This is a genomic window from Psychrobacter urativorans, from assembly GCF_904846695.1.
Classification (GTDB): domain Bacteria; phylum Pseudomonadota; class Gammaproteobacteria; order Pseudomonadales; family Moraxellaceae; genus Psychrobacter; species Psychrobacter urativorans.
On the sequence record NZ_CAJHBR010000005.1, the window covers coordinates 73,572 to 100,358 of the forward strand.

Annotated in this window: 19 protein-coding genes; 6 read left to right on the forward strand and 13 right to left on the reverse strand. The window is 43.7% G+C overall.

Annotated elements, in window-relative coordinates; all coding sequences use genetic code 11:
* Positions 1-53: 53 nt before the first annotated feature.
* The 6 genes from JMY09_RS05425 to JMY09_RS05450 all read right to left on the reverse strand — a co-directional run bounded on the left by JMY09_RS05425 (position 54) and on the right by JMY09_RS05450 (position 9,547).
* The gene (locus JMY09_RS05425) at positions 54-1,709 is read right to left on the reverse strand and encodes a BCCT family transporter (protein ID WP_201622579.1); all 1,656 of its coding nucleotides are present in this window, start codon (positions 1,707-1,709) and stop codon (positions 54-56) included.
* Between the two features lie 181 nt (positions 1,710-1,890).
* Positions 1,891-3,540, reverse strand: a complete 1,650-nt coding sequence (locus JMY09_RS05430; protein ID WP_201622580.1) for a BCCT family transporter — start codon at positions 3,538-3,540, stop codon at positions 1,891-1,893.
* Between the two features lie 339 nt (positions 3,541-3,879).
* Positions 3,880-6,474 (reverse strand): ATP-dependent chaperone ClpB, encoded by a 2,595-nt coding sequence (gene clpB / locus JMY09_RS05435; RefSeq protein ID WP_201622581.1) that lies wholly within the window; start codon positions 6,472-6,474, stop codon positions 3,880-3,882.
* A gap of 359 nt (positions 6,475-6,833) precedes the next feature.
* Positions 6,834-7,397, reverse strand: a complete 564-nt coding sequence (locus JMY09_RS05440; RefSeq protein WP_201622582.1) for a L,D-transpeptidase family protein — start codon at positions 7,395-7,397, stop codon at positions 6,834-6,836.
* Between the two features lie 151 nt (positions 7,398-7,548).
* Entirely contained in the window at positions 7,549-8,352 is an 804-nt protein-coding gene (locus JMY09_RS05445; RefSeq protein ID WP_201622583.1) for an SDR family NAD(P)-dependent oxidoreductase, read from the reverse strand.
* Positions 8,353-8,401: 49 nt separating this feature from the next.
* Positions 8,402-9,547, reverse strand: coding sequence for a DNA topoisomerase IB (locus tag JMY09_RS05450; RefSeq protein WP_201622584.1), 1,146 nt, complete (start codon positions 9,545-9,547; stop codon positions 8,402-8,404).
* Between the two features lie 313 nt (positions 9,548-9,860).
* Between JMY09_RS05450 and JMY09_RS05455 the strand changes: the two genes are divergently transcribed.
* Entirely contained in the window at positions 9,861-10,316 is a 456-nt protein-coding gene (locus JMY09_RS05455; RefSeq protein ID WP_201622585.1) for a GNAT family N-acetyltransferase, read from the forward strand.
* Between the two features lie 136 nt (positions 10,317-10,452).
* Here the strand turns inward: JMY09_RS05455 and ppnP are convergent, their stop codons facing one another.
* The 4 genes from ppnP to JMY09_RS05475 form a co-directional block, all read right to left on the reverse strand.
* Positions 10,453-10,737 (reverse strand): pyrimidine/purine nucleoside phosphorylase, encoded by a 285-nt coding sequence (ppnP, locus tag JMY09_RS05460; RefSeq protein ID WP_201622586.1) that lies wholly within the window; start codon positions 10,735-10,737, stop codon positions 10,453-10,455.
* Between the two features lie 45 nt (positions 10,738-10,782).
* Positions 10,783-11,878, reverse strand: a protein-coding gene (gene prfB, locus JMY09_RS05465) for a peptide chain release factor 2 (protein WP_201622587.1) whose coding sequence is annotated in 2 segments (ribosomal slippage) — positions 10,783-11,805 and positions 11,807-11,878 — 1,095 coding nt in all. Because the reading frame shifts where the segments join, the coding sequence is not laid out codon by codon here.
* A gap of 282 nt (positions 11,879-12,160) precedes the next feature.
* Complete coding sequence (locus tag JMY09_RS05470) at positions 12,161-12,898, reverse strand: HAD family hydrolase (protein WP_201622588.1); 738 nt, start codon at positions 12,896-12,898, stop codon at positions 12,161-12,163.
* 81 nt (positions 12,899-12,979) lie between these two features.
* Positions 12,980-13,516, reverse strand: coding sequence for a gamma carbonic anhydrase family protein (locus tag JMY09_RS05475; RefSeq protein WP_201622589.1), 537 nt, complete (start codon positions 13,514-13,516; stop codon positions 12,980-12,982).
* Positions 13,517-13,894: 378 nt separating this feature from the next.
* On the opposite strand from JMY09_RS05475, the gene JMY09_RS05480 reads away from it, so the two are divergent.
* From JMY09_RS05480 to greA, 5 genes are all read left to right on the forward strand, one after another.
* Positions 13,895-14,443 carry a phosphatase PAP2 family protein gene (locus JMY09_RS05480; protein WP_201622590.1) on the forward strand — a complete coding sequence of 183 codons (549 nt, stop codon included), beginning with the start codon at positions 13,895-13,897 and terminating at the stop codon, positions 14,441-14,443.
* A gap of 313 nt (positions 14,444-14,756) precedes the next feature.
* On the forward strand, positions 14,757-15,995 hold the full coding sequence (gene carA / locus JMY09_RS05485; RefSeq protein WP_201622591.1) for a glutamine-hydrolyzing carbamoyl-phosphate synthase small subunit: 1,239 nt from the start codon (positions 14,757-14,759) through the stop codon (positions 15,993-15,995).
* The gene (locus JMY09_RS05490) at positions 15,995-16,546 is read left to right on the forward strand and encodes a hypothetical protein (RefSeq protein ID WP_201622592.1); all 552 of its coding nucleotides are present in this window, start codon (positions 15,995-15,997) and stop codon (positions 16,544-16,546) included. The genes carA and JMY09_RS05490 overlap by 1 nt, the downstream gene beginning before the upstream one ends.
* Before the next feature lie 152 nt (positions 16,547-16,698).
* The gene (gene carB, locus JMY09_RS05495; RefSeq protein ID WP_201622593.1) at positions 16,699-19,977 is read left to right on the forward strand and encodes a carbamoyl-phosphate synthase large subunit; all 3,279 of its coding nucleotides are present in this window, start codon (positions 16,699-16,701) and stop codon (positions 19,975-19,977) included.
* A gap of 242 nt (positions 19,978-20,219) precedes the next feature.
* A complete protein-coding gene (gene greA / locus JMY09_RS05500) occupies positions 20,220-20,696 on the forward strand; it encodes a transcription elongation factor GreA (protein ID WP_201622594.1) in 477 nt (158 codons plus the stop codon).
* Here greA and cobA read toward each other — a convergent pair.
* The 3 genes from cobA to JMY09_RS05515 all read right to left on the reverse strand — a co-directional run bounded on the left by cobA (position 20,683) and on the right by JMY09_RS05515 (position 26,740).
* The gene (cobA, locus tag JMY09_RS05505; RefSeq protein ID WP_379606632.1) at positions 20,683-21,513 is read right to left on the reverse strand and encodes a uroporphyrinogen-III C-methyltransferase; all 831 of its coding nucleotides are present in this window, start codon (positions 21,511-21,513) and stop codon (positions 20,683-20,685) included. The two genes, greA and cobA, sit on opposite strands and share 14 nt — an antisense overlap.
* 239 nt (positions 21,514-21,752) lie before the next feature.
* Entirely contained in the window at positions 21,753-25,142 is a 3,390-nt protein-coding gene (locus JMY09_RS05510; RefSeq protein WP_201622596.1) for a molybdopterin-dependent oxidoreductase, read from the reverse strand.
* Positions 25,139-26,740 carry an NAD(P)/FAD-dependent oxidoreductase gene (locus JMY09_RS05515; RefSeq protein WP_227677184.1) on the reverse strand — a complete coding sequence of 534 codons (1,602 nt, stop codon included), beginning with the start codon at positions 26,738-26,740 and terminating at the stop codon, positions 25,139-25,141. Before JMY09_RS05515 ends, JMY09_RS05510 begins: the two co-directional genes overlap by 4 nt.
* Positions 26,741-26,787: the final 47 nt, after the last annotated feature.

The following is a 26,787-nucleotide window of genomic DNA, read 5'->3' on the forward strand; positions in this document are numbered from 1 at the left end:
TAGTCCAAGCTGGGGCTTTTAGGTTTACCCTTTAAGCTTATTCAAGCTATATTTTAATCAGTAGACTTTTCGAAATCAGGTGGCCCTGTCAATAAGTCCTCATCACGGAATTCATTAGCTGAGTTATGCTCTGCGGATTCTTCAGTGATAAACCACTGCTGATTACGATAGAGAATCAGTCTATCGCGACTTAGACCCCGCAGTAGCGAGTACATCATAATGACAATTACGATGGCAAACGGAAATCCTGAAACGATAGAGGCTGCTTGTAGTGCCCCTAGACCGCCTGCTGCTAATAATACTGCAGCGATAACGCCCTCTGTACCTGCCCAAAATAAACGCTGAATCTTTGGTGGATTGGTATCCCCACCAGAAGTCAGCATGTCGATAACGAAACTAGCAGAATCCGATGAGGTCACAAACCATAATACAATCATTACTACGATCAGCAAGTTAAGGGCTGAGGTTAGCGGATAGGATTCCATTAGCTTAAAGATAGCACTACCGGTATCGGCTTTTACCGCCTCAATCAGACCAGGGCTAACAATACTAGGATCAGCCGCTGCTAGCAATTCCATATGTATCGCTGAACCACCAAAGGCGGTGAACCATATGAATAAGATAGTAATAGGGATTAATAACACCCCCAATATAAACTCACGAATAGTACGACCACGAGAGATACGGGCAATAAATACGCCAACGAAAGGTGACCAGCTGATCCACCAGGCCCAGTAAAAGATAGTCCAAGATGACTGCCAGTTCTCTTCGCCATTATAAGACTCTGTCCATAGACCTAATGGAACCACTTGATGCAGATAGTTGCCCACGTTTTCGACAAAACTATTAAAAATAAACTGCGTAGGCCCTAAGATAATCACAAAGCTTAGTAGCACTATAGTGAATAATATATTGATATCACTTAAGCGTTTAATACCTTTATCTAAGCCCATAAACAGCGATAATCCCGCCAGCATAGTGATAAAAGCGATCAAGATAATCTGGACAGTAATATTATTAGGAATACCAAATAAGGTAGTAAGACCTGAGTTGATCTGTAATACCCCTAAACCTAGTGTCGTTACTACCCCGAACATAGTACCAAATACTGCCAAAGTATCGACCGTATGACCCATAGGGCCGTAGATTTTTTTGCCGATCAAAGGATAGAGCGTTGAGCGAATGGCTAAAGGTAAGCCTACTCGATAATGGAAATAAGCCAATGACAAAGCAACCATACCGTAGATCGCCCACACATGCAGACCATAGTGCAGGAATGAGATGTTCATTGCCTGTTTAGCGGCCGCAATAGTTTCAGCTTCTCCTAATGGTGGTGCCATAAAGTGATACAGCGGCTCAGCAGTACCCCAATATAACAATCCGATACCGATACCCGCTGAAAACAGCATACCTATCCAAGAAAATAGATTATATTCTGGCTTTTCGGTCTGATGGCCAAGCCTAATATCGCCATAGCGACTAAAGATCATATAGATACTCATGACCAAGGCTAAGTTGACTACTACAATAAAGAACCAGCCAAAACGTATCGAAACAAATGCTTTTGCTTGATTGAATACTAATTCTGCTTGTTCATTAAAAAACGCACCAAAGACAATAAATGCCAGAATTAATAACGCAGAGGTTAAAAACACAGGTTTACTTACCCGCGGAAAAGGGCCCAAGCGGCCAACTTTTACATGATCCATGTCATCGTCTCAAATTTTTAAGAGGGCCACCATAACAAGATAAGCACTAACTATCAAATCAGCTAGTGCTCTTTATAGTTCTACTAAACAATAAAACCCCAAGATAACTAACTATCCTAGGGTTTTATGGTTACAAAAATATCCCAGCTAATGCTGTATCTAGACAATAAAAAGCTAGCTTTTATTCTCCTGAGGTAATCTTAGAGGGACCCTTTAAAAGATCTTCATCGACGAACTCGTTAGCCGAGTTGTGATCCGCAGACTCATCAGTGATAAAGTGTTGTTGCGCTCGATAAAGGATCAATCGATCACGACCTAGACCCCGTAACAGCGCATACATCATCACAAATATTACTAATGCAAACGGTAGTCCTGCCACGATAGCGGCGGCTTGTAGGGCACCAAGTCCACCAGCTGCTAATAAGATAGCAGCAATTAAACCTTCCATCGTTGCCCAAAATAAGCGCTGAATCTTCGGCGGATTAGTATCACCACCAGCCGTTAGCATATCAATAACGAAACTGGCTGAATCTGATGAAGTCACAAACCACAGTACAATCATGATCACAATCATCAAAGTAACCGGCTTAGTGAGTGGGTAGTATTCGACCAACTTAAAGATAGCGCTACCGGTATCGGCTTGTACCGCTTCTACTAACCCTGGACTGACTAATGCGGGATCAAGAGCGGCAAGCAGCTCCATATGAATAGCCACCCCGCCGAAAGTTGTGAACCAAAAGAACAAAATAAGCATAGGGATTAATAGCACACCTAATACGAACTCACGTATGGTACGGCCACGACTGATACGGGCAATAAATACTCCTACGAATGGCGCCCAACTTACCCACCATGCCCAATAGAATATAGTCCAACCACTTTGCCAATCAGTATTACTATAAGCCTCACCCCAAGTAGATAAAGGTACTAGAGCTACTAAGTAATTACCGATGTTCTCAATAAAACTATCAAAAATAAATAATGTGGGTCCTAAAATGACCATAAACGCTAATAGGACGCCGGTAAAACCCATATTGATATCGCTTAAGCGCTTGATCCCTTTATCAAGACCTAACATCAATGACCCACAAGCTAATGCGGTTACCACAGCGATAATAACGAACTGTACGGTTAAAGAGTTGGGTATACCGAATAAGTTTTCGAGGCCAGAGTTTATCTGCATTACCCCTAAACCTAAAGAGGTTACTACCCCGAACATAGTGCCAAATACGGCTAAGATATCGACGGTATGACCCCAACGCCCATAAATCTTTTTACCCAATATTGGGTACAGCGTTGATCGAATAGATAGCGGTAATCCGCGTCGAAAGTGGAAATAGGCTAATGATAAAGCGACTATAGTATAAATAGCCCATGCGTGTAAGCCCCAATGCAAGAATGAAATACTCATCGCTTGCTTGGCGGCTTCTATAGTTTCAGCCTCCCCTAACGGCGGTGCCATAAAGTGATATAAGGGTTCAGCCGTTCCCCAATATACTAACCCAATACCAATACCTGCCGAAAACAGCATACCTATCCAAGAGAACAAACTGTATTGCGGGCGTTCTGTTTGCTGACCTAAACGAATATCACCATAACGGCTCGCTGCTAAGTAAATACAGAAGACTAGAGCGACGTTCATTAAAATAATAAACATCCAACCAAACTTATCAGTAATAAATTTCTGTAAAAAACCAAATACCGCACCAGCAGTTTCAGTAAAAAAAGCGCCAAAAATAATAAATCCAACGATAAGTAATGCTGAGGTAATAAAAACAGGTTTACTCACCTTCGGAAACGGACCTAATCTGCCAACCTTCACATGATCCATGACTAATTCTCAATTTCTAATGAAAGTCACTGTAACAAACTGGTTACCAATTATCAACAAATGACAATAATTAGCAAAATAGGATGACCAACATATTTTCAATAGCTTAGTAAAATCTGTTGAGATATGACCTGAGTTAGCTACTAGAATCACTAGCTAAAATAGTCATAGGATCATTTATAACATAAGCGCTTAAGGTAAAAGCTAAAAACATAAAACCCCTTACCTGCTACTGCAAGTAAGGGGTGGGTCACTAATAGCTAGTATGAGCATTAGGATTAGGACTCAGTTGCTAACATTAGAAAAACTAATATTAGACCTCTAAGTTTGACTCTCTAATTAGCTCATTCTAAGCTTATTAAAAGTCAATCGATCATCATTGCCAACCTCGACTTTGATGATATCTCCTGCAATAAAATCGCCAGCTAGCAGTTTTAATGACAGTGGATTTTCGATCTCTTGCTGAATCGCACGTTTTAGGGGACGCGCGCCATATACTGGATCATAACCAACCGCTACTAGCTGAGTCATCGCCTCATCACTTAAAGTGATATCCAATTCGCGCTCTTGTAAACGACTGCGTAAACGATCAATCTGTATATCAGCAATACCCGCCATTTGTGCTTGCCCTAAAGCATGGAATACCACAATCTCATCGATACGGTTTACAAACTCTGGACGGAAATGCTCACTAACAGAATCCATCACCTCAGACTTAATATCCTCATAACTCTCGCCGACCATTTCTTGGATTTTATGTGAACCTAAGTTACTAGTCATAATAATGACCGTATTTTTGAAGTCGACTACTCGGCCTTGTGAGTCAGTCAAGCGTCCATCATCGAGCACTTGCAATAGAATATTAAACACATCTGGATGCGCTTTTTCTACTTCATCGAACAGTACTACGCTATAGGGCTTACGGCGTACCGCTTCGGTCAATGCACCCCCTTCTTCATAACCGACGTATCCTGGAGGTGCGCCTACTAAGCGGCTAACACTGTGTTTCTCCATGTATTCGCTCATGTCGATACGGACTAACGAGTCCTCGCTATCAAATAAGAAATGCGCTAGTGATTTAGTCAGCTCAGTCTTACCTACCCCTGTTGGGCCTAAGAATAGAAAAGACCCTGAAGGACGATTAGGATCAGACAAGCCGGCGCGACTACGACGTACCGCATTGGCCACCGCCTCTACTGCTTCGTCCTGACCGATAACTCGCTCATGGAGTTTTTCTTCCATTGCCAACAGTTTGTCACGCTCGCCCTGCATCATTTTATTGACTGGGATACCAGTAGCCGCACTAACCACCTCAGCGATCTCATTATCGGTCACTTTATTACGTAGCAGCTTGATATTAGGCGCATTAGTCTGCTCTTTTTGCTCAGCAAGATCAGACTCAGTAATGCGGCGCTCCAACTGCGGGATAGTCTCATACTGCAATTTTGACATCGCTTCATAATCACCTTCACGGCTGGCTTTATCATAAGCAGTACGGGCTTTATCCAGCTCATCTTTTAGCTGCTGACTACCTTTTACTAGCGCTTTCTCAGCTTGCCAAATCTCATTGAGATCAGCGTATTCTTTTTCTAACTCTTCGATTTGTACATTTAACGCTTTACGCTCAGCTTGCGCGCCAGCATCTTCTTCGTTTTTGAGCACTTCACGTTGCATTTTAAGCTGAATCAAACGGCTATCGAGCTTACCTAACGATTCAGGTTTACTGTCCATCTCCATGCGTAGACGGCTAGCGGCCTCATCAATCAAATCAATCGCTTTGTCCGGCAATTTACGATCAGTAATATAGCGATGACTCATACGAGCAGCAGCGATAATGGCGCTATCTTGGATATCGACCCCATGATGCAGCTCATAACGCTCTTTAAGACCACGCAAAATCGCAATAGTATCTTCAACCGTTGGCTCATCGACTAGCACTTTTTGGAAGCGGCGCTCAAGGGCAGCATCTTTTTCGATGTATTTGCGATATTCATCTAAAGTAGTTGCCCCCACACAATGCAGCTCGCCACGAGCTAGGGCTGGTTTGAGCATATTGCCCGCATCCATTGCGCCGTCTGCTTTACCTGCGCCTACTAAAGTATGTAGCTCATCGATAAACAAGATGACATTACCCTCTTGCTTAGCTAAGTCACTAAGTACGCTTTTTAGGCGCTCTTCAAACTCACCACGGAACTTAGCGCCCGCAATCAGTGAGCCTAAATCTAATGACAGTACTTCTTTGTGACGCAAGCCTTCTGGCACATCGCCATTGATAATTTTTTGCGCTAAGCCTTCAACAATGGCGGTCTTACCCACACCAGGCTCACCGATTAATACCGGGTTATTCTTAGTACGACGTGACAGCACTTGAATAGTACGGCGAATCTCTTCGTCACGCCCAATCACTGGATCCAACTTACCAAGCTCTGCTTGCTCTGTCAGATTGATAGTGTACTTATTTAACGCATCACGTTGATCTTCTGCGTTTTGATTGTTAACGGTTTGATCGCCACGTAGCTGCTCAATGACTGCTTTTAATTTAGGCGCTGTTACCCCAGCATTTTCAAATATCTTCTTAGTTTCGCCTTGTTCCGCTAGCGCTAGCATCACCCATTCAGTGGCGATAAAATCATCGCCTTCTTTTTGTGCTTGTCGATCAGCAAGGTTCAAGATTTTGACTGAGTTTGGGTTCAGATTGACATCGCCAGTCGGTTCGCTAATCGTTGCTTGATTATCTAGGGCTTTGGCTACCCCATTCTTCAACGCCGGAATAGAACCACCAGCTTGCTGACAGATAGACAAATTCGATTCATCTTGCAACAAAACCGCTAGTAGATGCACGGGATCTATCCCAGTATTATCGCGCCCTAACGCTAAGCTCTGCGCTTCTTGAATCGCTGATTGCAACTTTTGAGTAAATTTTTCAAATCTCATATTTTAGATCCTCTTATAATTGGTATATTTGGCAGCAAATTTATGGTTTTTACTTACCAGTGTCTGTTATGTATATAAGGTAGCTTAGGGGTTATTTCAACCTAGCTAATCAATAAAACCTTACTTATAACAGTGATATTTATCTTGACTAATTAATTGGTATATTTAACGACTATTTCAAGGACAACAAAACCATAAAATCTTTAAAAAATGTAAAAAATAAGCGCTTGCTCGGCTAAGAACAAACGCTGGGTATAGCTGACTATTTAGTAAAATACTAAGCAAGAACGATGGAAAAAATAATGAGCAAAAAATGGCCAGTAAAAACAGTAAGCAAAAAAAACAGTAACTGTGCTGACCTATTCTACAATTTCAATCGGCATGCCTACTTTATAGATAGCCATGATTTCATCCATCTCATCATTAGTGACTGCAATACAGCCATCCGTCCAATCACGTTGCTGAGTAATCGCCGCCAAATGACCTAAACCGTTAGTCTGGCCATGAATCATAATGTCGCCGCCAGCATTAACGCCAAGCTTTTTGGCACGGGCTTTATCAGCAGCATTAGGGTAGCTAACATGAATAGAGCGATAAAATTTAGATTTTTCGTTTTTATAATCTAAAATATAGTTGCCTGTCGGGGTACGCTCATCACCTTGGCGCTGCTTATGACCTGCTGGACTGTCTCCTAAGGCCACATGGTAACTCTTGATAACTTCACCTTTATTCATTAGCTTTAACAGGCGATTAGACTTATCGACAAATATCTTATCGATAGTTACGCTGTCATCGATAGGCTGCTCACGGTTAGTGACACTCTTGGCATAACTGCTAGTAGCGACACTAATAATCAGCACAAAGCCAATAGCGACTAGTAACCAGCGTAAGCCTTTATTAGTATCCGTAGTAGAAAACGACATAGGTTTTAATCCTTATTAGAGCTATTTGAATGCTGGGTAAAAACTTTTGCCATCAATATAGCAAAACCTAGGGCTAAGTTATGTGCGAATACTATTAATACCCTGAATACTGCGAGTACCTTAAATCCTGCGAAAACCGACTTTGTAAGTCTTAAGTCATACGAATAGCCCCATCCAAGCGAATCACTTCACCATTTAGATAAGCGTTATCAATGATATGGGTAACTAACTTAGCAAACTCACTAGGTGCGCCCAAGCGCTTAGGATAAGGAACGGCTAACTCCAACTGCTCGCGCGCTTTTTCTGGGATGCTATTCATCATTGGGGTGCCAAAAACTCCGGGCGCAATAGTCATTACCCGAATACCATGACGTGCCAGCTCACGAGCCAAAGGTAGAGTCAAGCCAACTACCCCAGCTTTAGAAGAGGCATAACTGGCTTGGCCAACTTGTCCATCAAAGGCTGCAACGGAGGCGGTATTGATAATCACCCCTTGATCTAGATTCTTTTCAGTCTCTTGATTGGCATCACTACTAGCGATATTAGTAGCAGCAACTCGGCGAGCAATACTAGCAGCTACTAAGCGTGCCACATTGAAGGAGCCAACTAGATTAATATTCACTCCACGGCTAAATGCCTCAAGGTCGGCAGGATTGTTATCACGATCGAGTAACTTTTGTACTACGGCGATACCAGCGCAGTTAATAGAACCTTGTAAGCCACCAAAATCTTGTTCGGCTAGCTGTACAGCAGCTTGTACTTCATCGCCATTAGTTACATCACAACGTGTAAAACGTACCTTAGCGCCTAGCTCTGCCACTAAAGCTTGACCAGCGGCTTCATTGAGATCCGCTATGACTACATTACCACCTTGAGCTGTGATAGCCCGAACTACGGCTTCGCCCAGTCCAGATGCCCCACCAGTAACCAAAAAACTGCTGTTTTCAATTTGCATAACTATTCCTTTAGTGATGAATTAATTTTTTATTACTACTCTATTAGGGTCAAATCTCTAAGCTATGCAAGAATGCAAGCAAAGCTTTTTCTTCAGAGCTTTGATACTGCTTAGTGCGTCCACGTCTTGCTTGTTTATAAGGTTCAAAGAACTCTCCAGCCAAAAACCGCTCGATGATAACGGGGTGAATATAGGAGGAGCGGCAGACACTAGGGGTATTGCCTAACTCGCTAGCTACTTCTTTGACCATTTCTGTCACTAATGATTGGCGCATCTTGCTATGCGGTTCGCTGGCGACTATCTCTGCTCCTGTGGGGCTGTGTAGCTCGTCATAGAGATAGCTGGCAGCCAACACACTAGCCATCCAAGTACGAAAATCTTTGGCACTATAGCGTCTATCAACCTCTTCTTGATCCTGATTATCACTACTACTATCAGCACACAGATTCTCACGTAAGTAACGATTGATATCAGCGCTATCCACCACTTGCTTGTCCCCTTGCTCATCAAGATATTTGAATATCTGATAGCCAGGTAGCTCCGAGCACGCTTGTACAATAGCAATCAAACGCTCATCTTGTAATTCAATATGATGAGTTTTGGCACTCTTACCAACGAAGTCAAAGGCCAACCCATTGTCGATCTCGCTGACATGCTTACTGCGTAGAGTACTAAGACCGTAGCTCTTGTTGAGCTTAGCATAGCGACTATTACCTATCCGAATTAGGGTGGTCTCTAACAGTTTGACTACCGCAGCCAATACATTAGCACGAGATAACGACGTTGTCTCCAAATCCAGCTCAACTTGCGCACGCAGATTAGGTAACGCCTCAGCAAAGCCAATCATAGCATCGAACTTGGCTTGGTCACGCACATTATCCCAAAGCGCATGGTATAAATATTGCTTACGCGCTTTGTCATCACGACCAGTCGATTGGATATGCCCTCTGTCATCTTGGCATATCCACACCTCTGACCACATCGGTGGAATAACTAACGCCTCAAAACGTTGGCGTAGCTTTTTATCTTTGACCGTATGGCCAGTAGCATCACGATAAGTAAAACCGCGCCCATGACGACGACGCTGATAGCCTGGTTCCTCATCACTAACATAAAGTAGCTTGGCACGGCGTGCAAGCGACTCATAATCATGACGTAGATCCTCTATCATTGCTTGCTCAGTGCGATTAGCCATAAAATAGTGCGCCTTTTTTCACTAATATTTTGAGTAAGCTATCGCCAGCAGCTGCTCGGACTTTAGCCCTTAGATATTTTATTTTGAGTCATTAAAGTTTAGTAGTAGACAGTCAATAACCTGTCGTAGCCTTAGCATAGAGAGTTCGCAGTTTTTTTACTGTTTGTTTGCCACGCCTAATGTGTAATCCTGTGTAAAACCTGCAACCGTCTAAAGGCACCCTTTCGCACAATATGATGGCTGGCAGGGTTATAAAATCATGACTATTAAGGCATAATTTAACACCCTTTAACTTTGTAAAGCTGAATAAACTATGACTAGTAAATCTTCTATTACCATAACCGCGCTTGTAGATTCTGACTATGAGGCTTGGCTAACGCTATGGCAAAACTATTTGAGCTTTTATGAGACTAGCTTAGCGGCTGAAACCACCGACTGTACTTGGCGCAAGATAATCGATAGTGAGATAGCAATCTATGGCTTTGGCGCTCGGATAGCTGGTGTATTAGTCGGCATCACTCATGTCGTGCTACACCCTAATACTTGGAACACTACTGACTGTTGCTATTTGGAAGATTTATATGTTGATGGATCGGTACGTGGACAAGGGGTTGGTCGTACGTTGATTGAATACGTTTATGATTTCGCTAAGCAACGAGGCTGTAATCGTGTTTATTGGACTACGCAACAGAGCAACACCCCAGCACGGATACTCTATGATCATATCGCTAGTCAAACAGATATGGTGCAATACCGAAAAGATTTATGACTCAAAGCAGTTTACCGCTCAGTTAGTCATATAATAGGTATAAAAATAACAGCCATAAAAAAACGCCAATCAGATAATGTTTGGCGTTTTTTTTAGCGGGGAAAACTATCTACATAACCGCTACTAGTTACAAATCCTACTTACCATATAAGCATAGATAAGCACTTTCAACCGCGACTTTTACTTTGAATTTTTTATTGGCTTCAATAGTAAATTGCTCGCCAGCAGCAAAGGTTTGCCACTCATCGCTGTCAGGCAACTTGACCGTTAATGCGCCACTAACCACACTCATAGTCTCAAACTCGCTAGTACCGAACTCATAGTCACCGATAGACATAACGCCTACAGTAGCTGGCTTAGTGGCAGTTTGAAAGGCAATAGAAGTCACTTTATCATCAAAATATTGATTCACGCTTGGCATAATCTTCCTTAAGTAAGTTTTGGTTTTTTGAATACGAATTGAGGCTTATAAACCCGCTTTTAGACTGGCTTCGATAAACTGATCCAAGTCGCCATCGAGTACCGCACCAGTATTAAAGGTTTCAACACCAGTACGTAAGTCTTTGATACGCGAGTCATCAAGGACATAAGAGCGAATCTGGCTGCCCCAACCGACATCCGACTTACCGTCTTCAACCGCTTGTTGGCTCTCCATGCGCTTTTGCATTTCCAGCTCATAAAGTTTAGCACGCAGCATTTTCATCGCTGTGGCTTTGTTACCATGCTGACTACGCTCGTTCTGACAAGTCACTACGACACCACTTGGGTCGTGAGTAATACGCACCGCAGAGTCAGTAGTGTTTACATGCTGACCACCAGCGCCCGATGAGCGATAGGTGTCAATGCGCAAATCTGCTGGATTAATATCGATATCGATATCGTCATCAATCTCAGGCGATACAAACACTGCAGCGAATGAAGTATGACGGCCGTTATTACTATCGAACGGTGACTTACGGACTAAGCGATGCACACCGATCTCTGTGCGTAACCAACCAAAAGCATAATCGCCTTTGATCTCGATGGTTGCTGACTTGATACCTGCCACGCTGCCAGATGAGATCTCAATGACCTCAACCTTAAAGCCATGCGCTTCTGCCCAGCGGGTGTACATACGCAGCAGCATTTCCGCCCAATCTTGCGCTTCAGTACCCCCGCTACCAGACTGAATATCCAAATAGCAATTATTAGGGTCCATCTCACCACTGAACATCCGGCGAAACTCTAAATCAGCTACCCGCTTTTCGGCACTGTCCAGCTCAGCTTGCACATCGTTAAGCAAGGACTCATCTTCCGCTTCAACTGCTAATTCTAGCATCGCTGTTGCATCTTCTAAGGTAGTCTCAAGCGATACCACTACGTCGATAACGCCATCCAAATGGCTCTTTTCTTTATTAATCTTAGTCGCCCGCTCAGGATCGTTCCATAGCTCAGGGTTTTCTAATTCTAAATTGACTTCTTCTAAGCGCTCTTGCTTACCATCGAAGTCAAAGATACCTCCGTAAGTCCTGTCCACGCTCAGATAAGTCTTTGATTTGCTCTTGGTACGGATTGATTTCCATAAATTTTCCTAAGGGTTAATAAGTAATAAAAATAAGATAAATAGGGTCTGTTGTAGGCTGGCGTTTTTAGCCCCGCTGCAAGACTTTGCAAGTTTAAAATGCTGGGTTAAAAACCTAGCCTACGCCTGAAAAGCGTTAAAAAATTGCAATGCAACTTTAGCTTTGCAAGGGAAATTCTTTAAATAGAACTCCAACAATCATGACAGTCACGGAACGCTGAGCTAAATTATCACGTGGGTTACCACCCACGCTACTTATAAAATATTCGATACCTGAATAAAACTAAATACTCCAATCTTCTACTGCCCAGCGGTGCGCTAAAGCGTGCGCATGTAAAGCATCGTCGGGCGAGACGCAAACGGCCATATCCGCCCATTGCAATAACGGTAAATCATTTTTGGAATCCGAATAAGCGTAAGTTTTATCAAAGCTAACGCCAGCAGCTTGCTGCTTGTCCAGCCATTTATTCAGATGATAGATTTTACCTTCTTTGAAATTGGGTTTGTCAGTTAATTTACCGGTATAACGCTTATCAATGATTTCAAGTGGCGTCGCTAATACATTCGCCCGCTCAACGCCAAAGCGCTTAGCGATAGCCGATACTACAAAATCGTTAGTCGCTGAGATAATCACGACATCATGGCCTAATTCGATATGTTCAGCCAATACCTTTAGGGCCTTTGGACGTATATGCGGTTCGATCTCAGTCTGGATATAGTGTTCACGTAGCTCATGCAAGCGCGGCAGCGGCAAGCTAGTCAAAAACTGCGCTACAAACTCATTATATTCAGTCGCATCTAGCGTGCCTTCGATGTATTGCTCATAGAATGCTTGATTGGCAGTTCGATATTCTGCCTCATCAACCAGACCGTTATTGACAATATATTCACCCCATAAATAGTCGCTATCGACATCAAGTAGAGTATGGTCTAAGTCAAATAAAGCTAAAGTGCGCTTTGATGCGGGGATGTCATTAACAGAAGAATAGTTAAGTGAAGAATCAATAGCTGGGTTACTCATAGGGTGATACTCGTCAATAATAGGTAAGCATACTTAGAATGGTAGTAACTGTAAAGCTGGCGCCTCTCTATTCAGGCATAGCTATTCAGGCATAGCTATTTCTTTTAGACCATTTTTAAACTTTTGGCAACGTGCGGCATAATGCATAGCAGAGGCTTGCAGCATAGCGACTTGTTCATCAGTGAGTGTTTTGACTACTTTGGCGGGCGCGCCCATCACTAATGAGTTGTCTGGGATCTGTTTGCCTTCGGTGATTAATGCCTTAGCCCCGATGATACAGTTTTTGCCGATTTTGGCATTGTTAAGCACTACCGCACCAATGCCAATCAAGCTATTATCACCGATTTCGCAGCCATGTAACATCGCCAAATGGCCAATAGTAACATAATTGCCAATAGTGACCTCAATGCCTGCATCAGTATGGATGACGCTATTCTCTTGTACATTACTATAGTCGCCGATATGAATGCGCTCATTATCTCCACGAATTACAGCGCCGAACCAAACACTAGCTTGATGACCCAAATAGACATCACCAATCACTCGTGCTGAGTCGGCTACCCAACCATTAAATGGGCTAGCAAATTTAGGGACTTTGTCTAAATATTGATAAATCATAATCGATCCTTAATAGTGAATAGTAACTGATCAATAGCGAATAGCTAGCAATAAATGCCTAGCGATAAATCAGCGTTGATAAAGATTTTTATAATAGTCTTTATAAGCATTAGATAATAAAAAAACCAGTCCGGCTTTATAGTACAATTGCCCAGTCATCCAAATTAGCTGCTATTAAAGGCAGTTTTTATGGTCATCAAGCTGGATTTGAAGCGAACTTTAGCACTGGTCTAGCTAGCTTTGAGCAATGAAAAAAATGACTAAATAAGCAATAAAAGAATGCTTAAGTAAGCAACCCAATAACTGAGGCTTATCATCAAATAAAAACTGATGATAGCATTTCAATATCCATAGCAAAACATCTTTAGGAATAAGGCTATGAGCCATAAAAAGTACGCCGCATCGATCTTGTTATCATCAGGCTTGATCTTGACTAGTCCAATTTGTACCGCCAATGACTCAGATCTTACAAGAGCTGGTGATATCGTTGCGGTTGCTATCCCCGCTATTGCTTACGGTAGCACCTATTATATGGATGATAAAGCTGGTCGTAAGCAGTTCTATGGTTCATTTGCTACTAACTTTGCGGCCACGCAAGTGCTCAAAGCTACTATCGATAAAGAGCGGCCTAACGGTAGCGATAATAACTCGTTTCCCTCTGGACATGTATCAGTAGCCTTTCAAGGCGCCAGCTTTATCCATAAACGTTATGGACTCCAATACAGCATACCCGCTTATGTAGGCGCAGGCTTTGTCGCTTATACTCGCTTAGAAGCAGACGAGCATGATACCACTGACGTGTTGGCAGGTGCGGCGCTGGGCATTGCCAGCAGTATGTTTTTAACCAAAAGTTATAATGATAACTTACACATCGCCACTAACCTTGCCCCTGATTATTATGGATTAACCGTAAACTATCAGTTTTAGTGCGCGCCTAACTATTGTTCTTTTATGGCTTTTTCCTGTTTATGGCGCTAGCCCTGAGGGAAAAATTCTAGTATAATGCGCAAAATCTGTGCCTAAGCGAGCGGACATGATACGATTTATTACTTATTCACTAATTAGTGGGTCTTGTAGTTTTCGTTGATAATGTCTTCTCGCTTTTTTGCGGCTAAATTTTGTCTCAGGCTGTTTTTTATAGTTCATTGACTGCAGTTATAGTCCTATAAATCGCAACTTTAAACCAATATTTATCCTAGCAGAACATAGGGGCACTCACTTATAACAGCGGAGGCAATCCTTGAATTCATCGACAGAAATACAAGCAATTTTGGCACTAGCAGACGGTACGATTTTTCGCGGTCTGAGTATCGGTAGCGCGGGTCATCGTGTCGGTGAAGTGGTATTCAATACGGCCATGACAGGGTATCAAGAAATCCTAACTGACCCTAGTTATGCCCGTCAGCTAGTGACTCTGACTTATCCGCACATCGGCAATACAGGTACTAACTCTGAAGATGCTGAATCAGGCAATGTAGATCATAAGCATCAAATATGGGCAGAAGGCCTCATCATTCGTGATGCCACTATGGTTACCTCTAACTTCCGCAATTCTGAATCCTTGACTGACTATCTCAAGCGTAACGATACTGTTGCTATTGCTGAGATTGATACTCGCCAGCTTACTCGCCTATTACGGGATAAAGGCGCACAGAATGGCTGCATCATGACGGCCTCTAATGGCGAAACGATCAGTCAAGACGATGAGCAACAAGCGATTAATCTGGCAAAAGAGTTTGCTGGTATTGAAGGCATGGACTTAGCCAAAGAGTGCTGTACTTCCGATAGCTTTGAGTGGACAGCCGGTACTTGGGAATTATCTGACACCCTACTCAACCGTGATTTAGTCGGTAGCCATGATAGCGGTACTGGTGGCTTCTTTAAACAGCTCGGCACTCATATCGAGTCTAAATATAACGTCGTCGCTTATGACTTCGGTACTAAGACCAACATCTTGCGTATGCTCGTTGACCGTGGCTGTCATGTGACTGTGGTTCCAGCGCAGACTCCTATCGCTGATGTGCTTGCGATGAATCCACAGGGTATCTTCTTATCAAACGGTCCTGGCGACCCTGCAGCTTGTGACTATGCTATCGATGTCGTCCGTCATATCATCGAAGAAACTAACATTCCAACCTTTGGTATTTGCTTAGGTCATCAGCTGATCGGTCTAGCTAGTGGTGCCAATACTATCAAAATGAAAACCGGTCATCATGGTGCTAACCATCCAGTACAGGATCTAGCCACGGGCACGGTTATGATTACCAGTCAAAATCATGGCTTTGCGGTTGATGAAGACACCCTACCTGATAACGTTAAAGCGACCCATCGCTCACTATTTGACGGCACCAACCAAGGCATTGAGCTGACCAATAAACCAGTCTTTAGCTTCCAAGGTCATCCCGAAGCCAGTCCTGGGCCGCATGATGCTGCGCCATTGTTTGATAAGTTTGCGGCGATGATGGCTAGGTCTAAATAGTGAGCTTTATCTCTCAGCTTTTCGTGAGAAAAAGTGGTAGTAATATAGATAATGCTTTGTCAGATCATAAATTATTTTCTAGCAATATGAGTGATAAAAATAAGCAAAACTTTGATAAGTCATGGAATGCTGTATTACAAGAGTTCCAAAACAAATACATTCAGTATTTATCAAAGTTATCCGCTAAACAACGCTGGGATTTCGCTTATATTCTTTTGAGCAATTTTAATGAAGAATTACCGTTTGATTTATTAGAAGATATTATTCGTGATATTCCATTGATACATACCCGTACTTTAGACTCAGACATTATTGAAATAATGTTAAAGGATATAGAAACAGCAAAGTATGAATACGGATTTACGATTAGTGAATTAGGAAGGTTTTCTGAATTATTAGCTAAAAACTCAGAGTTATCTCTCAAACAAACTTTTGCTGTAATTGGACATGCGCTAGAAGTTGGATTATCTAATTATTCGTATTCATCAAATGAATTTATAGAGTTTTTAGCCTGTCTTGATATTGCTCTTGAAAAGATTAATATTAAGTAAATGATACTACTTAAAATTAAATAAAAATTATTTTAGTATTTAAAATCATTAAATCACATTGTCTTCAGAAGATTTTTAATTATTTATAAATCTTGTTGCTTACCCAAACATCATACAAATATAAACTCGCCAAAATAGGACTTAAAAACATTATGCCAAAACGTACCGACATAAAAAGTATTCTTATCATTGGCGCAGGCCCTATCGTTATCGGCCAAGCGTGTGAGTTCGATTATTCAGGCGCACAAGCGTGTAAAGCCCTAAAAGAAGAAGGCTATCGAGTCATCTTAGTCAACTCTAATCCAGCGACTATCATGACTGATCCTGCGATGGCTGATGCCACTTATATTGAGCCGATTACTTGGCAGACCGTTGAGCAAATTATTGCTAAAGAGCGCCCTGATGCCATCCTACCAACGATGGGTGGTCAAACGGCTTTGAACTGTGCCTTAGAGTTAGATAAGCACGGCGTATTGACTAAATATAATTGCGAGTTGATTGGCGCGACCAAAGACTCAATCGAGATGGCAGAAGACCGCAACTTGTTTGATAAAGCTATGAAGCGTATTGGCCTTGAATGCCCTCGTGCTGAGACTGCTGAAACTATGGAAGAGGCCTTTGCTACCCAGGAAAAAATGGGCTATCCGTGCATCATCCGTCCCTCATTCACTATGGGCGGCTCAGGTGGCGGTATCGCTTATAACCGTGATGAATTTATCGAGATTTGTGAGCGTGGCTTTGACTTATCACCGAACCATCAGTTGCTGATTGATGAGTCGTTGATAGGTTGGAAAGAATACGAGATGGAAGTGGTTCGTGACAAAAAAGACAACTGTATCATCATCTGTGCCATTGAAAACTTCGATCCGATGGGCGTGCATACGGGCGACTCTATCACTGTTGCCCCAGCACAAACCTTGACCGATAAAGAATACCAAATCATGCGTAACGCCTCTTTGGCAGTACTGCGTGAGATCGGGGTAGAAACCGGTGGCTCTAACGTACAGTTCGGCATTAATCCTGATACTGGCCGCATGGTCGTCATCGAGATGAACCCACGCGTATCGCGCTCATCAGCATTGGCTTCAAAAGCTACTGGCTTTCCGATCGCCAAAATCGCCGCAAAACTAGCAGTCGGCTATACCCTAGATGAATTGCAAAACGATATTACTGGTGGCAAAACTCCAGCGAGCTTCGAGCCCGCCCTCGATTATGTCGTCACTAAGATACCTAGATTTAACTTTGAAAAATTCCCACAAGCGGACAACGTGTTATCGACACAAATGAAGTCAGTTGGTGAAGTGATGGCTATCGGCCGCAACTTCCAAGAGTCGATGCAAAAAGCCCTACGTGGCATGGAAACTGGCTCAGATGGTTTCGATGAACAAATCGACTTTGCGGCTATTAAAGATGGTCAACTTAGCGCTGATAAAGCTCGTAGTGAGATTACCAATCGTCTTACTATTCCAACGCCTGAACGCATCTACTACGTGGCCGATGCCTTCCGTATTGGCATGAGCGTCGATGAAGTATTTAGCTTTACCAAAATTGACCCTTGGTTCTTAGTGCAAATCGAAGATATCGTTAACACTGAGGCGACTGTGAAAGCGCTAGGCTTTGGCGGCTTGACTGAGCAAAACCTACGTCGCTTTAAACGTAAAGGCTTATCAGACTTACGCTTAGCCAAACTACTAGGTATCTCCCAAAAGCAACTGCGTAAAAAACGTTGGGACTTAGGCGTGCACCCCGTCTACAAGCGGGTAGATACTTGTGCTGCAGAGTTTGAGACTAGCACCGCTTACATGTACTCTACTTATGATAGCGAATGTGAAGCCAAACCAACAGACAAGAAAAAAATCATGGTTATCGGTAGTGGTCCTAACCGTATTGGCCAAGGTATCGAGTTTGACTATTGCTGTGTGCACGCCGCCCTTGCCATGCGTGAAGACGGTTATGAGACCATTATGGTTAACTGTAACCCTGAAACGGTTTCAACCGATTATGACATCTCAGATCGTCTGTACTTCGAGCCAATTACTTTAGAGGATGTGTTAGAAATCGTCCGTATCGAAAAGCCTGATGGCGTCATCGTCCAGTTCGGTGGTCAAACCCCGTTGAAATTGGCCCGTGCTTTAGAGGCCGCTGGGGTCAAAATCATCGGCACTAGCCCTGATGCGATTGACCGCGCTGAAGATCGTGAGCGCTTCCAACACATGATTGAGCAATTGAATCTTGTACAGCCAACTAATGCTTTAGCGACTAGCTTAGAAGATGGTTTAGTCAAAGCCAAAGATGTCGGTTATCCCTTAGTAGTACGCCCATCCTATGTATTGGGCGGCCGTGCGATGGAGATCGTTTATAACGAAGACGAGCTCAGACACTATCTACGTACTGCCGTGCAAGCCTCTAACGAGGCGCCAGTACTACTGGATCGCTTCTTAGACGATGCAATCGAAGTCGATGTCGACTGTATTTGTGACGGCACTGATGTGGTGATTGGCGGTATCATGCAGCATATCGAACAAGCGGGCGTGCACTCTGGAGACTCAGCGTGTTCGCTACCGCCTTACTCATTATCAGAAGAGTTATGTGATGTGATGCGTGAGCAAACGGTAGCCATGGCCAAAGAGCTTGGTGTGGTTGGCTTGATGAACGTTCAGTTCGCGGTAAAAGGCGAAACGGTTTATATCTTAGAAGTCAATCCGCGCGCGGCACGTACAGTTCCTTTCGTTTCTAAGTGTATCGGTACTTCATTAGCGAAAGTCGCAGCTCGTTGTATGGCGGGCACTTCCCTAAAAGATCAGGGCTTTACTAGAGAAATCGTTCCTGCATTTTTTGCGGTAAAAGAAGCGGTATTCCCTTTTGCTAAATTCCCAGGTGTTGACCCTATTTTGAGCCCTGAGATGAAGTCTACTGGCGAAGTGATGGGCGTAGGTAAAACCTTTGGCGAAGCTTTTTATAAGGCGGTTATCGGTAGTAATGAGCGCTTGCCGGGCCTACCTATTGAAGGCGAGAGCAAAACTGTATTTATCTCAGTACGTGATAGTGATAAGCAACAAGTAGTACCTATCGCTCGTCAGTTAATTGACTTTGGCTTTAATATTGTCACGACTACTGGTACTCAAAAAATATTAGTGGCCAACGGTATTGAGTGCAAGCAAATCAATAAAGTTACTCAAGGGCGCCCACATATCGTTGATGCTTTAAAAAATGGCAACATTGATATCATTATTAACACTACCGAAGGCAAGCAAGCGCAAGAGGATTCTTTCTCTATTCGTCGTAGTGCCCTGCAAGGCAAAGTGTTCTATGTGACCACTTTAGGGGCGGCCGATGCGGTCTGCAAATCTTACGCTATCGACTTACCATTCGAGGTTTATAAACTGCAAGATTTACATCAGCAAGCAAAGCCTATTGACGTAGCTGAATAAATTCAGTAAATTAGACTTAACTACCTAGCTTAGTAATAGCTAGTAATCGATAATTAATTATAGAAGCATAGTGGCCTCACTGCTACTATGCTTTTTATTATCCACTCATATTGTGTACTGTCTAAGTGGGTGCTATCTAGCCACTCAAACCTTAGGCATACCAACATTTTATAATACTTATAATAATGCCCACATCGTCTCCATAAGAGATGGTGTGCTGTTATTGGTTTAAGGAAAAAAATATGCAACGTTATCCCATGACTCCGCAAGGACACGAAGCTTTAGAAGTCGAACTAAAACAGCTAAAAAGTGTCGATCGTCCACGCATCACCGCCTCTATCGCTGAAGCTCGCGAACACGGCGATTTAAAAGAAAACGCTGAATACCACGCTGCCCGTGAGCAGCAAGGATTTTGCGAAGCCCGTATCCGTGACATCGAAGCCAAGCTTGGTGGCGCTCAAGTTATCGATCCTGCTACTTTAAAGAATGACGGCCGTGTGGTATTTGGGGTGACTGTAGTCATAGAAAATATGGACACCGAAGAAGAAAAGCAGTACAAAATCGTTGGTGATGATGAAGCTGACTTTAAAGCAGGCAAAATCTCTGTTAACTCGCCTATCGCTCGCGGTTTGATTGGCAAATTTGAAGGCGATGAAGTGCGTATCGAAACCCCAAAAGGTGTCGTTGAATATGAGTTAATGAAAGTTATTTATAACTAAATGACTTAAGGCTGCCAAGGTTATAAGCTGCCAACTCATAATGCAAAGTGACTACATCACCCATAATAAGTAACGCCGGCGTAGGTAGTTTGGCCAATGCTTGTTGCTCAGCAATACTACTAAGCTTACCAATAAGTATCTGCTGAGTGGGCAAGCTGGCATGACTAATAATAGCAAAAGGTGTCTCACTATCTCGTCCGGCCTTTATAAGACCTTGGGTTAGCTGAGCCAAGCGCTGCAATCCCATATAAAAAACAACCGTTTGGGTGCTATCTAATAACTCTTCATAGTCCTCGTTGGCGCCGCCTGTTTTTTTGCATGCGGTAACGAATTTGACCGACTGCGCATAGTCGCGATGGGTTAAGGGAATCCCTACTCGGCTAGCGGCGGCACTTGCTGCCGTAATGCCTGGAATAGACTCAAAATGGATGCCATGACGCACCACTTCTTGTAACTCTTCACCACCCCGCCCAAAGATAAAAGGATCACCGCCTTTGAGTCTGACTACTTTTTTATTAGCTAGCGCATGCTTGACTAGTAACTCGTTGATACCGGCTTGCGGTATGGCATGAGTACCACAGCGTTTGCCGACGAATATCTTTTCTGCACTCATCGCGCACATATCCAAAATGTCTTCAGATACTAAGCTGTCATAAAGCACCACGTCCGCGCTTTGCATCACTCGCAGTGCTTTTAGGGTTAATAGCTCAGGGTCACCAGATCCTGCTCCGACTAAATGTACCGTACCTACCTGTCTAGCGCTCGGTGAAGCATTTTTACTCGATGATAGACTAGATTTACTAAAGCTTAGTGTCATAATCTCCGCCCGTTCAGCAGTAACACTAGCCGAATACTCAGATGGTATAGTGGGGGTAGAGGCCGATAAATCAGTCATGTTAATAGCTCCTAATAATGCCATTCATAAAGCTCAGTAAAATCCTTGCCAGTAGCCAAAGAGACCTTAGTATAGTAATAAGCAGAGTGAGTCGTCTCTAATAAAATGCAATTGCTATGCCATGCTATAAGTATGAAACTCCCTACTTTTGGTAGCGTCAGTTATCCATACTCTGCTATTAGCCTATTGATCTGACTCACGCAAGATCCACAATTGGTCCCTGCTGCACACTGTTTGCCGATTGCTACTGCAGTGCTACAAGCCTGCTTAGTGATCGCCTCAATGATTCTATTTTTGCCAACCGACATGCAAGAACATATCATCGGCCCTGGATCAACATAACCGCTAGCCGGTCGGCCAGCCAATAGCCATTTATAACGCAGGTCAGCTGGAATATCACTAGTACTTAAAAAACAGCTGTCAAGCCAATGGCATACTGGTAGCTGCGCTAATGAGGGAGCAAAATATATGGCCATTATTAGCCGTTCACTGGGCTCAACTGCCTGTAGCATCTCTGAGTCTGCTGTTTTATTATCCTGACTTTGGGTCAAAACAAAGTTTAGTTGCCTTTGCTGCGGACTCACTATAAAGGCACTACTGAACGAAGTTGTCATCTTAACGTCGTCAGTTAATGAAGCGGCTTCTTTAGATACAGTAAGCTCAGCTTGTATTGGCTTAGTCACTGGTGCCTCTACTGGTAAAAGCGTCTGTAGATTTTTTATAAACTGTTGCCAAAACTCCGAATCAACTAGCTGCTGCGCCATACTGGCAACGGGACTGGCTAAGTTAATCAGCACGCTGTTGGCTTGATGGTTAAGGCTCCAAGTCAAGGCTGGTAATGATAAGGACTCATTGAGAGGCTTACAGTTAGGCCACGCCCTTACCTTTGGAATCGTATTGACGCGTTGAGCCTCAAAAGCCGCTAACATAGCCCTTAGCTGCTCCATAATGGTATCTTGCCACTCAGGATGCACCAAAATCTTGCCAAACGTCTGCATAGGTACTGGACGAATACTGATCGCTGAATTTTTTAGTTCAGGTTGGCCGGAGTGCGGATCAACCACCGTAGGAATGAGCGTGCCAACGCGAGCATAGCTTGCAAAAGCATCACTCCAGTGCATTGGCATAAAGGCATCACCAATACGCATACTATCGCTAATAGCAACTTGTGCCAGCACCTTGCTATTATGCTCTGACTGAGCGCTCGTTTTGTTAGCCGCCCTGCTATCTTGGTACCTTGCACAAAGTCGTACAAAATCCGCATTTTTAAGGTTTAATAGCTCAGCATCGTTAGGGTGTAAAGTGAGTGTTGGCACGGCTTGATGCTGATTGAGCTGAGCCACTAATCCTGTTCGTGTCATAGTATGCCATTGATCACGTAATCGCCCAGTAATAAGGCGCAAATCAATACTAGGTAAATCAGCAAGGCTTGCTTGGTGCGCGTCACTACTATGTGGGTAGGGTTTAATTGTAGGCTTGCTAGTAACTTGACGTTTGCCTTGATGCAAATGGGGTAAGCTTGGTGTATTAGAACAAGTAATAGCAATTAGGGTGGTTTTAGGGTTATAAGTGTCACTAATGCTTAGGTGACTAGATTGAAGGTTTTTGGTAGCGGGCGACTCATTCATCGCTATACGTGGCCCTCCCCATTGAAAAGGAGTCATAGACTCATAGCTGTCGATACTTAGCGCACTTGATGAGGATACTTCACCCTGATAATGATGGCTATCCTCTGCTGCTATGCCTAAGGCTAATAGCTCTTTGGCCAGATTAAGGTAACGCGGCTGAGGGTTATTCGAGCGGTGCTGGCTAGGTTTATTGTTATAAGCGGTCAGTGCTACGTGCTCATTAAATATCTCACTTTCATGCTGATAATCAAACCCTGCTAAACCCATGCGTTTGGCCACTTGTGATAATATCCACCAATCCGGTTTTGCCATGCCTGCTGCGCTGACTAGGGAGCGTTGGCGAGATATGCGCCGTTCTGAATTGGTCACCGTACCGGATTTTTCGCCCCACCCTTGAGCGGGTAACACAATGTCAGCGCATTTTAGAGTATCGCTATCTTTGGAGCAGTCGGAGACAATAACCAAATCGCACTCAGCCAAGGCCTGACGGAACTTATCGGCCTCAGGTAAGCTGACTACCGGATTGGTCACCATGATCCAAATAGCTTTAATACGCCCATCCATAATGGCATCAGCAGCGTCACAGGCTTTGATCCCAACTTTGGGGTTGATTGGTTGTGGCGCTTTCCAAAAGTCTGCTACTAGTTGACGATGATCAGCATTCTCTAAGTCTAGATGCGCGGCCAGTAAGTTCGCCAGTGCCCCGACTTCACGTCCGCCCATCGCATTCGGCTGACCGGTGAGTGAGAAAGGACTGGCGCCCACTTTTCCTACACGTCCGGTGAATAAGTGGCTATTAATAATAGCATTAACCTTGTCAGTACCATCTTTAGACTGATTAACACCCATACTAAATGCTGTGACTGTTTTATTATTAGCAGCGACTAGCTGATAGAACTGAAGAATAGACTCTGCGGTTACTTGGCAGGCGTCAGAGACTCTATTAATACTCCAGTGCTTGGCGCTATATAAAGCTTCATCAACACCGCCGCTTTGCTCAACGTAGGCCTCATCACCGCAACCTTGTTGCTCAAGATAATGCAGCAACCCATTGTACAAGTGCGTATCACTACCAGCAGCAATCGGCAAATGCAAATCGGCAAACTCACAAGAGTCTGTGCGACGCGGATCAATCACTACCAGCTTTTTATTAGGGTTGGCTTTTTTGGCGGCTAAGAAGCGCCCGAATAAGATAGGATGGCACCAAGCCATATTTGAGCCGACCAGCACTAACAAGTCACAGGCCTCCAGATCCTCATAATTACCAGGTACTAAGTCAGCACCAAAGGCACGTTTGTGTCCGGCGACCGCTGACGACATACACAATCGAGAGTTGGAGTCTATATTGTTATTACCAATAAAACCTTTTATAAACTTATTGGCGACATAATAATCCTCCGTCAGTAGCTGTCCTGAGACATAAAACATGATGCTGTCTCGCCCATGCTTTGAGATAATAGCCTTAAAGCGATTAGCAATATCCTCTAAGACCACATTCCAGTTAGTAGGCTTCATAATAGGCAGATCAACATCATCCCTTTCACTTGCCTGAAGTGCTACAGGCTGATGCTGCATCGATGCTAGTTTATTTTGGTAATAAGGGTGGGTTAGTCGGCGCTGATGCCCTAAGGTTTGTGCCAGCGCATTGCCTTTTGAGCACAGCTTACCAAAATTTGCAGGATGTGTAGGATCGCCCGTCACACTTACTACTCCTAGCTCATCAACATGCGCCAATACCCCGCAGCCTACCCCGCAGTAAGGACAAGTGGTGCGTATAGTTTTAGTCTGCTTAGAGTCTTGGTTGTGCAGAGTAATGCGCTGCAATCCTTTGACTGCACTAGGCCCTGCATCAACTGGTGGGGTTTTACTAGGCGCTAGCGCTCTACTAGTAGATGAAGGCTTATCAGTAACGGCCTGATTCATGATACTTCTCCTAGTGAGCCCGCTGCTTTTAACGCATTTTTTTGTACTGCTTGGTCTTGTAACGCATCTTCTTGATGGCTATTACGGTTGATAGCATGATTGTCATTGCAAGTATTATTGCTAGAGCCTGTATCTAAATCCAGCTCATTACTGACAATCATGTCGGTATCAACGGGATCGAGGTGGCAGTAAGCGGCGCCAAAGATCAAATATTGTTTTATGAGGGATATATCGCTACCTTCACTAATTAACTGGCTATAAAAAGGCCCTTCATCAACATCACCGTACAGCACTGCACCAACTAGCTTTTGCTCTTTACAATAAAGACAGTGATAATGATTTAAGCTCCTTTGGTAATAAGTTATGGTTTCAATAGCCTGCTGTTCTTCTTCATCGAACTCGATTTGGCCCGCTGAAAAAGCAGCTATTCCTGATACTTTTAATTTTAATGATAATGGCTTACTTACAAAGGGTTGCCAGCTATCTGGTACCCATAAATTATGATCCGACAGCACTTTGGCGGCTGATAAAGGACTGGCATTCGATATTTTTGGACTTTTTAATACCGATACCAAAGTATCTACTTGCTGATTAATAGGCGTCACCATACCGAATAACTCACCGTCGAGCTCAACACATTCGCCAATGGCATAAACATCTTGGCAGCTAGTATGCATATAGCGATCTACGATAATGCCCCGATTGACAACAAGGCCATTATCTTTAGCCAGCGTGGTATTGGGTATCACGCCTACTGCCATTACTATAAAATCAGCCGGTAAGGTGCGCCCATCTTTTAGTGCTAACCCACATACCTTGTTAGCATTGTTATTGTTTATGACGATACTCTCCGTGCTAGCAGCCAGCTCTAGCCCTATACTACGGCGGCTCAGTTCGGCCTGTAATAGCTTGGCTGCTGGCTCATCAAGTTGACGATTTAGGACATAATTGTCCACATGAACGACGGTCATATGTGCGCCCTGCGTGGTCAACGCACAGGCAGCCTCTAGTCCTAATGCCCCGCCGCCGATGACAATACCAGTCTTATTCTGATGGGCATATCGAGTTAAGGCTGTGACATCCGCCAAGTCTCGAAACACATGCACGCCAAGTGCTTTATGATTGTCAAAAGGGATAACTCGAGCGGTTGAGCCAGTAGCAATCACTAACTTGGCATAAGGGAGCGTTTGACCCTGTTGCAGCTTTATAAATTGCTGTTCAGTATTAATGCTGTCCACTGTAACGCCCGCTAACACGGTGATGCCTAACTGCTCATAGTCAGACACAGAGTACAGATAGGTGTCGCTAAAGGCGGTATCTCCTGCCAATACAGGCGATAACATAATACGGTTATAACCTACTTGCGGCTCTTTACTGATCAGAGTAATGGGCAAAGGAGCCTCTATACTCTCTAAACCGGCGCTTGTTAGAGGCTCGCTTTGCTGCTGCGCTCGGGCCAACTCAATAGCAAACCGGCTACCGGCCATGCCAGCACCAATAATCACAACGCCAGCATTGGAGCGATTGCTACGCATGGCGTTAGGTTTTTTGGCGCAGGATTTTATATTAGTAATTGATGGTTTTATACAGAGCGACATAAGATTGGAGTCCCTAAGCCGCAAAATGCAGCATTAACTAAAATGAC

Excerpts from the sequence above, each read along its gene's own strand:
- JMY09_RS05425 (WP_201622579.1), bottom strand. The coding sequence starts at position 1,709 with ATGGATCATGTAAAAGTTGGCCGCTTGGGCCCTTTTCCGCGGGTAAGT.
- JMY09_RS05430 (WP_201622580.1), bottom strand. The coding sequence starts at position 3,540 with ATGGATCATGTGAAGGTTGGCAGATTAGGTCCGTTTCCGAAGGTGAGT.
- clpB (WP_201622581.1), bottom strand. The coding sequence starts at position 6,474 with ATGAGATTTGAAAAATTTACTCAAAAGTTGCAATCAGCGATTCAAGAA.
- JMY09_RS05440 (WP_201622582.1), bottom strand. The coding sequence starts at position 7,397 with ATGTCGTTTTCTACTACGGATACTAATAAAGGCTTACGCTGGTTACTA.
- JMY09_RS05445 (WP_201622583.1), bottom strand. The coding sequence starts at position 8,352 with ATGCAAATTGAAAACAGCAGTTTTTTGGTTACTGGTGGGGCATCTGGA.
- JMY09_RS05450 (WP_201622584.1), bottom strand. The coding sequence starts at position 9,547 with ATGGCTAATCGCACTGAGCAAGCAATGATAGAGGATCTACGTCATGAT.
- JMY09_RS05455 (WP_201622585.1), top strand. The coding sequence starts at position 9,861 with ATGACTAGTAAATCTTCTATTACCATAACCGCGCTTGTAGATTCTGAC.
- ppnP (WP_201622586.1), bottom strand. The coding sequence starts at position 10,737 with ATGCCAAGCGTGAATCAATATTTTGATGATAAAGTGACTTCTATTGCC.
- JMY09_RS05470 (WP_201622588.1), bottom strand. The coding sequence starts at position 12,898 with ATGAGTAACCCAGCTATTGATTCTTCACTTAACTATTCTTCTGTTAAT.
- JMY09_RS05475 (WP_201622589.1), bottom strand. The coding sequence starts at position 13,516 with ATGATTTATCAATATTTAGACAAAGTCCCTAAATTTGCTAGCCCATTT.
- JMY09_RS05480 (WP_201622590.1), top strand. The coding sequence starts at position 13,895 with ATGAGCCATAAAAAGTACGCCGCATCGATCTTGTTATCATCAGGCTTG.
- carB (WP_201622593.1), top strand. The coding sequence starts at position 16,699 with ATGCCAAAACGTACCGACATAAAAAGTATTCTTATCATTGGCGCAGGC.
- greA (WP_201622594.1), top strand. The coding sequence starts at position 20,220 with ATGCAACGTTATCCCATGACTCCGCAAGGACACGAAGCTTTAGAAGTC.
- cobA (WP_379606632.1), bottom strand. The coding sequence starts at position 21,513 with ATGACACTAAGCTTTAGTAAATCTAGTCTATCATCGAGTAAAAATGCT.
- JMY09_RS05510 (WP_201622596.1), bottom strand. The coding sequence starts at position 25,142 with ATGAATCAGGCCGTTACTGATAAGCCTTCATCTACTAGTAGAGCGCTA.
- JMY09_RS05515 (WP_227677184.1), bottom strand. The coding sequence starts at position 26,740 with ATGTCGCTCTGTATAAAACCATCAATTACTAATATAAAATCCTGCGCC.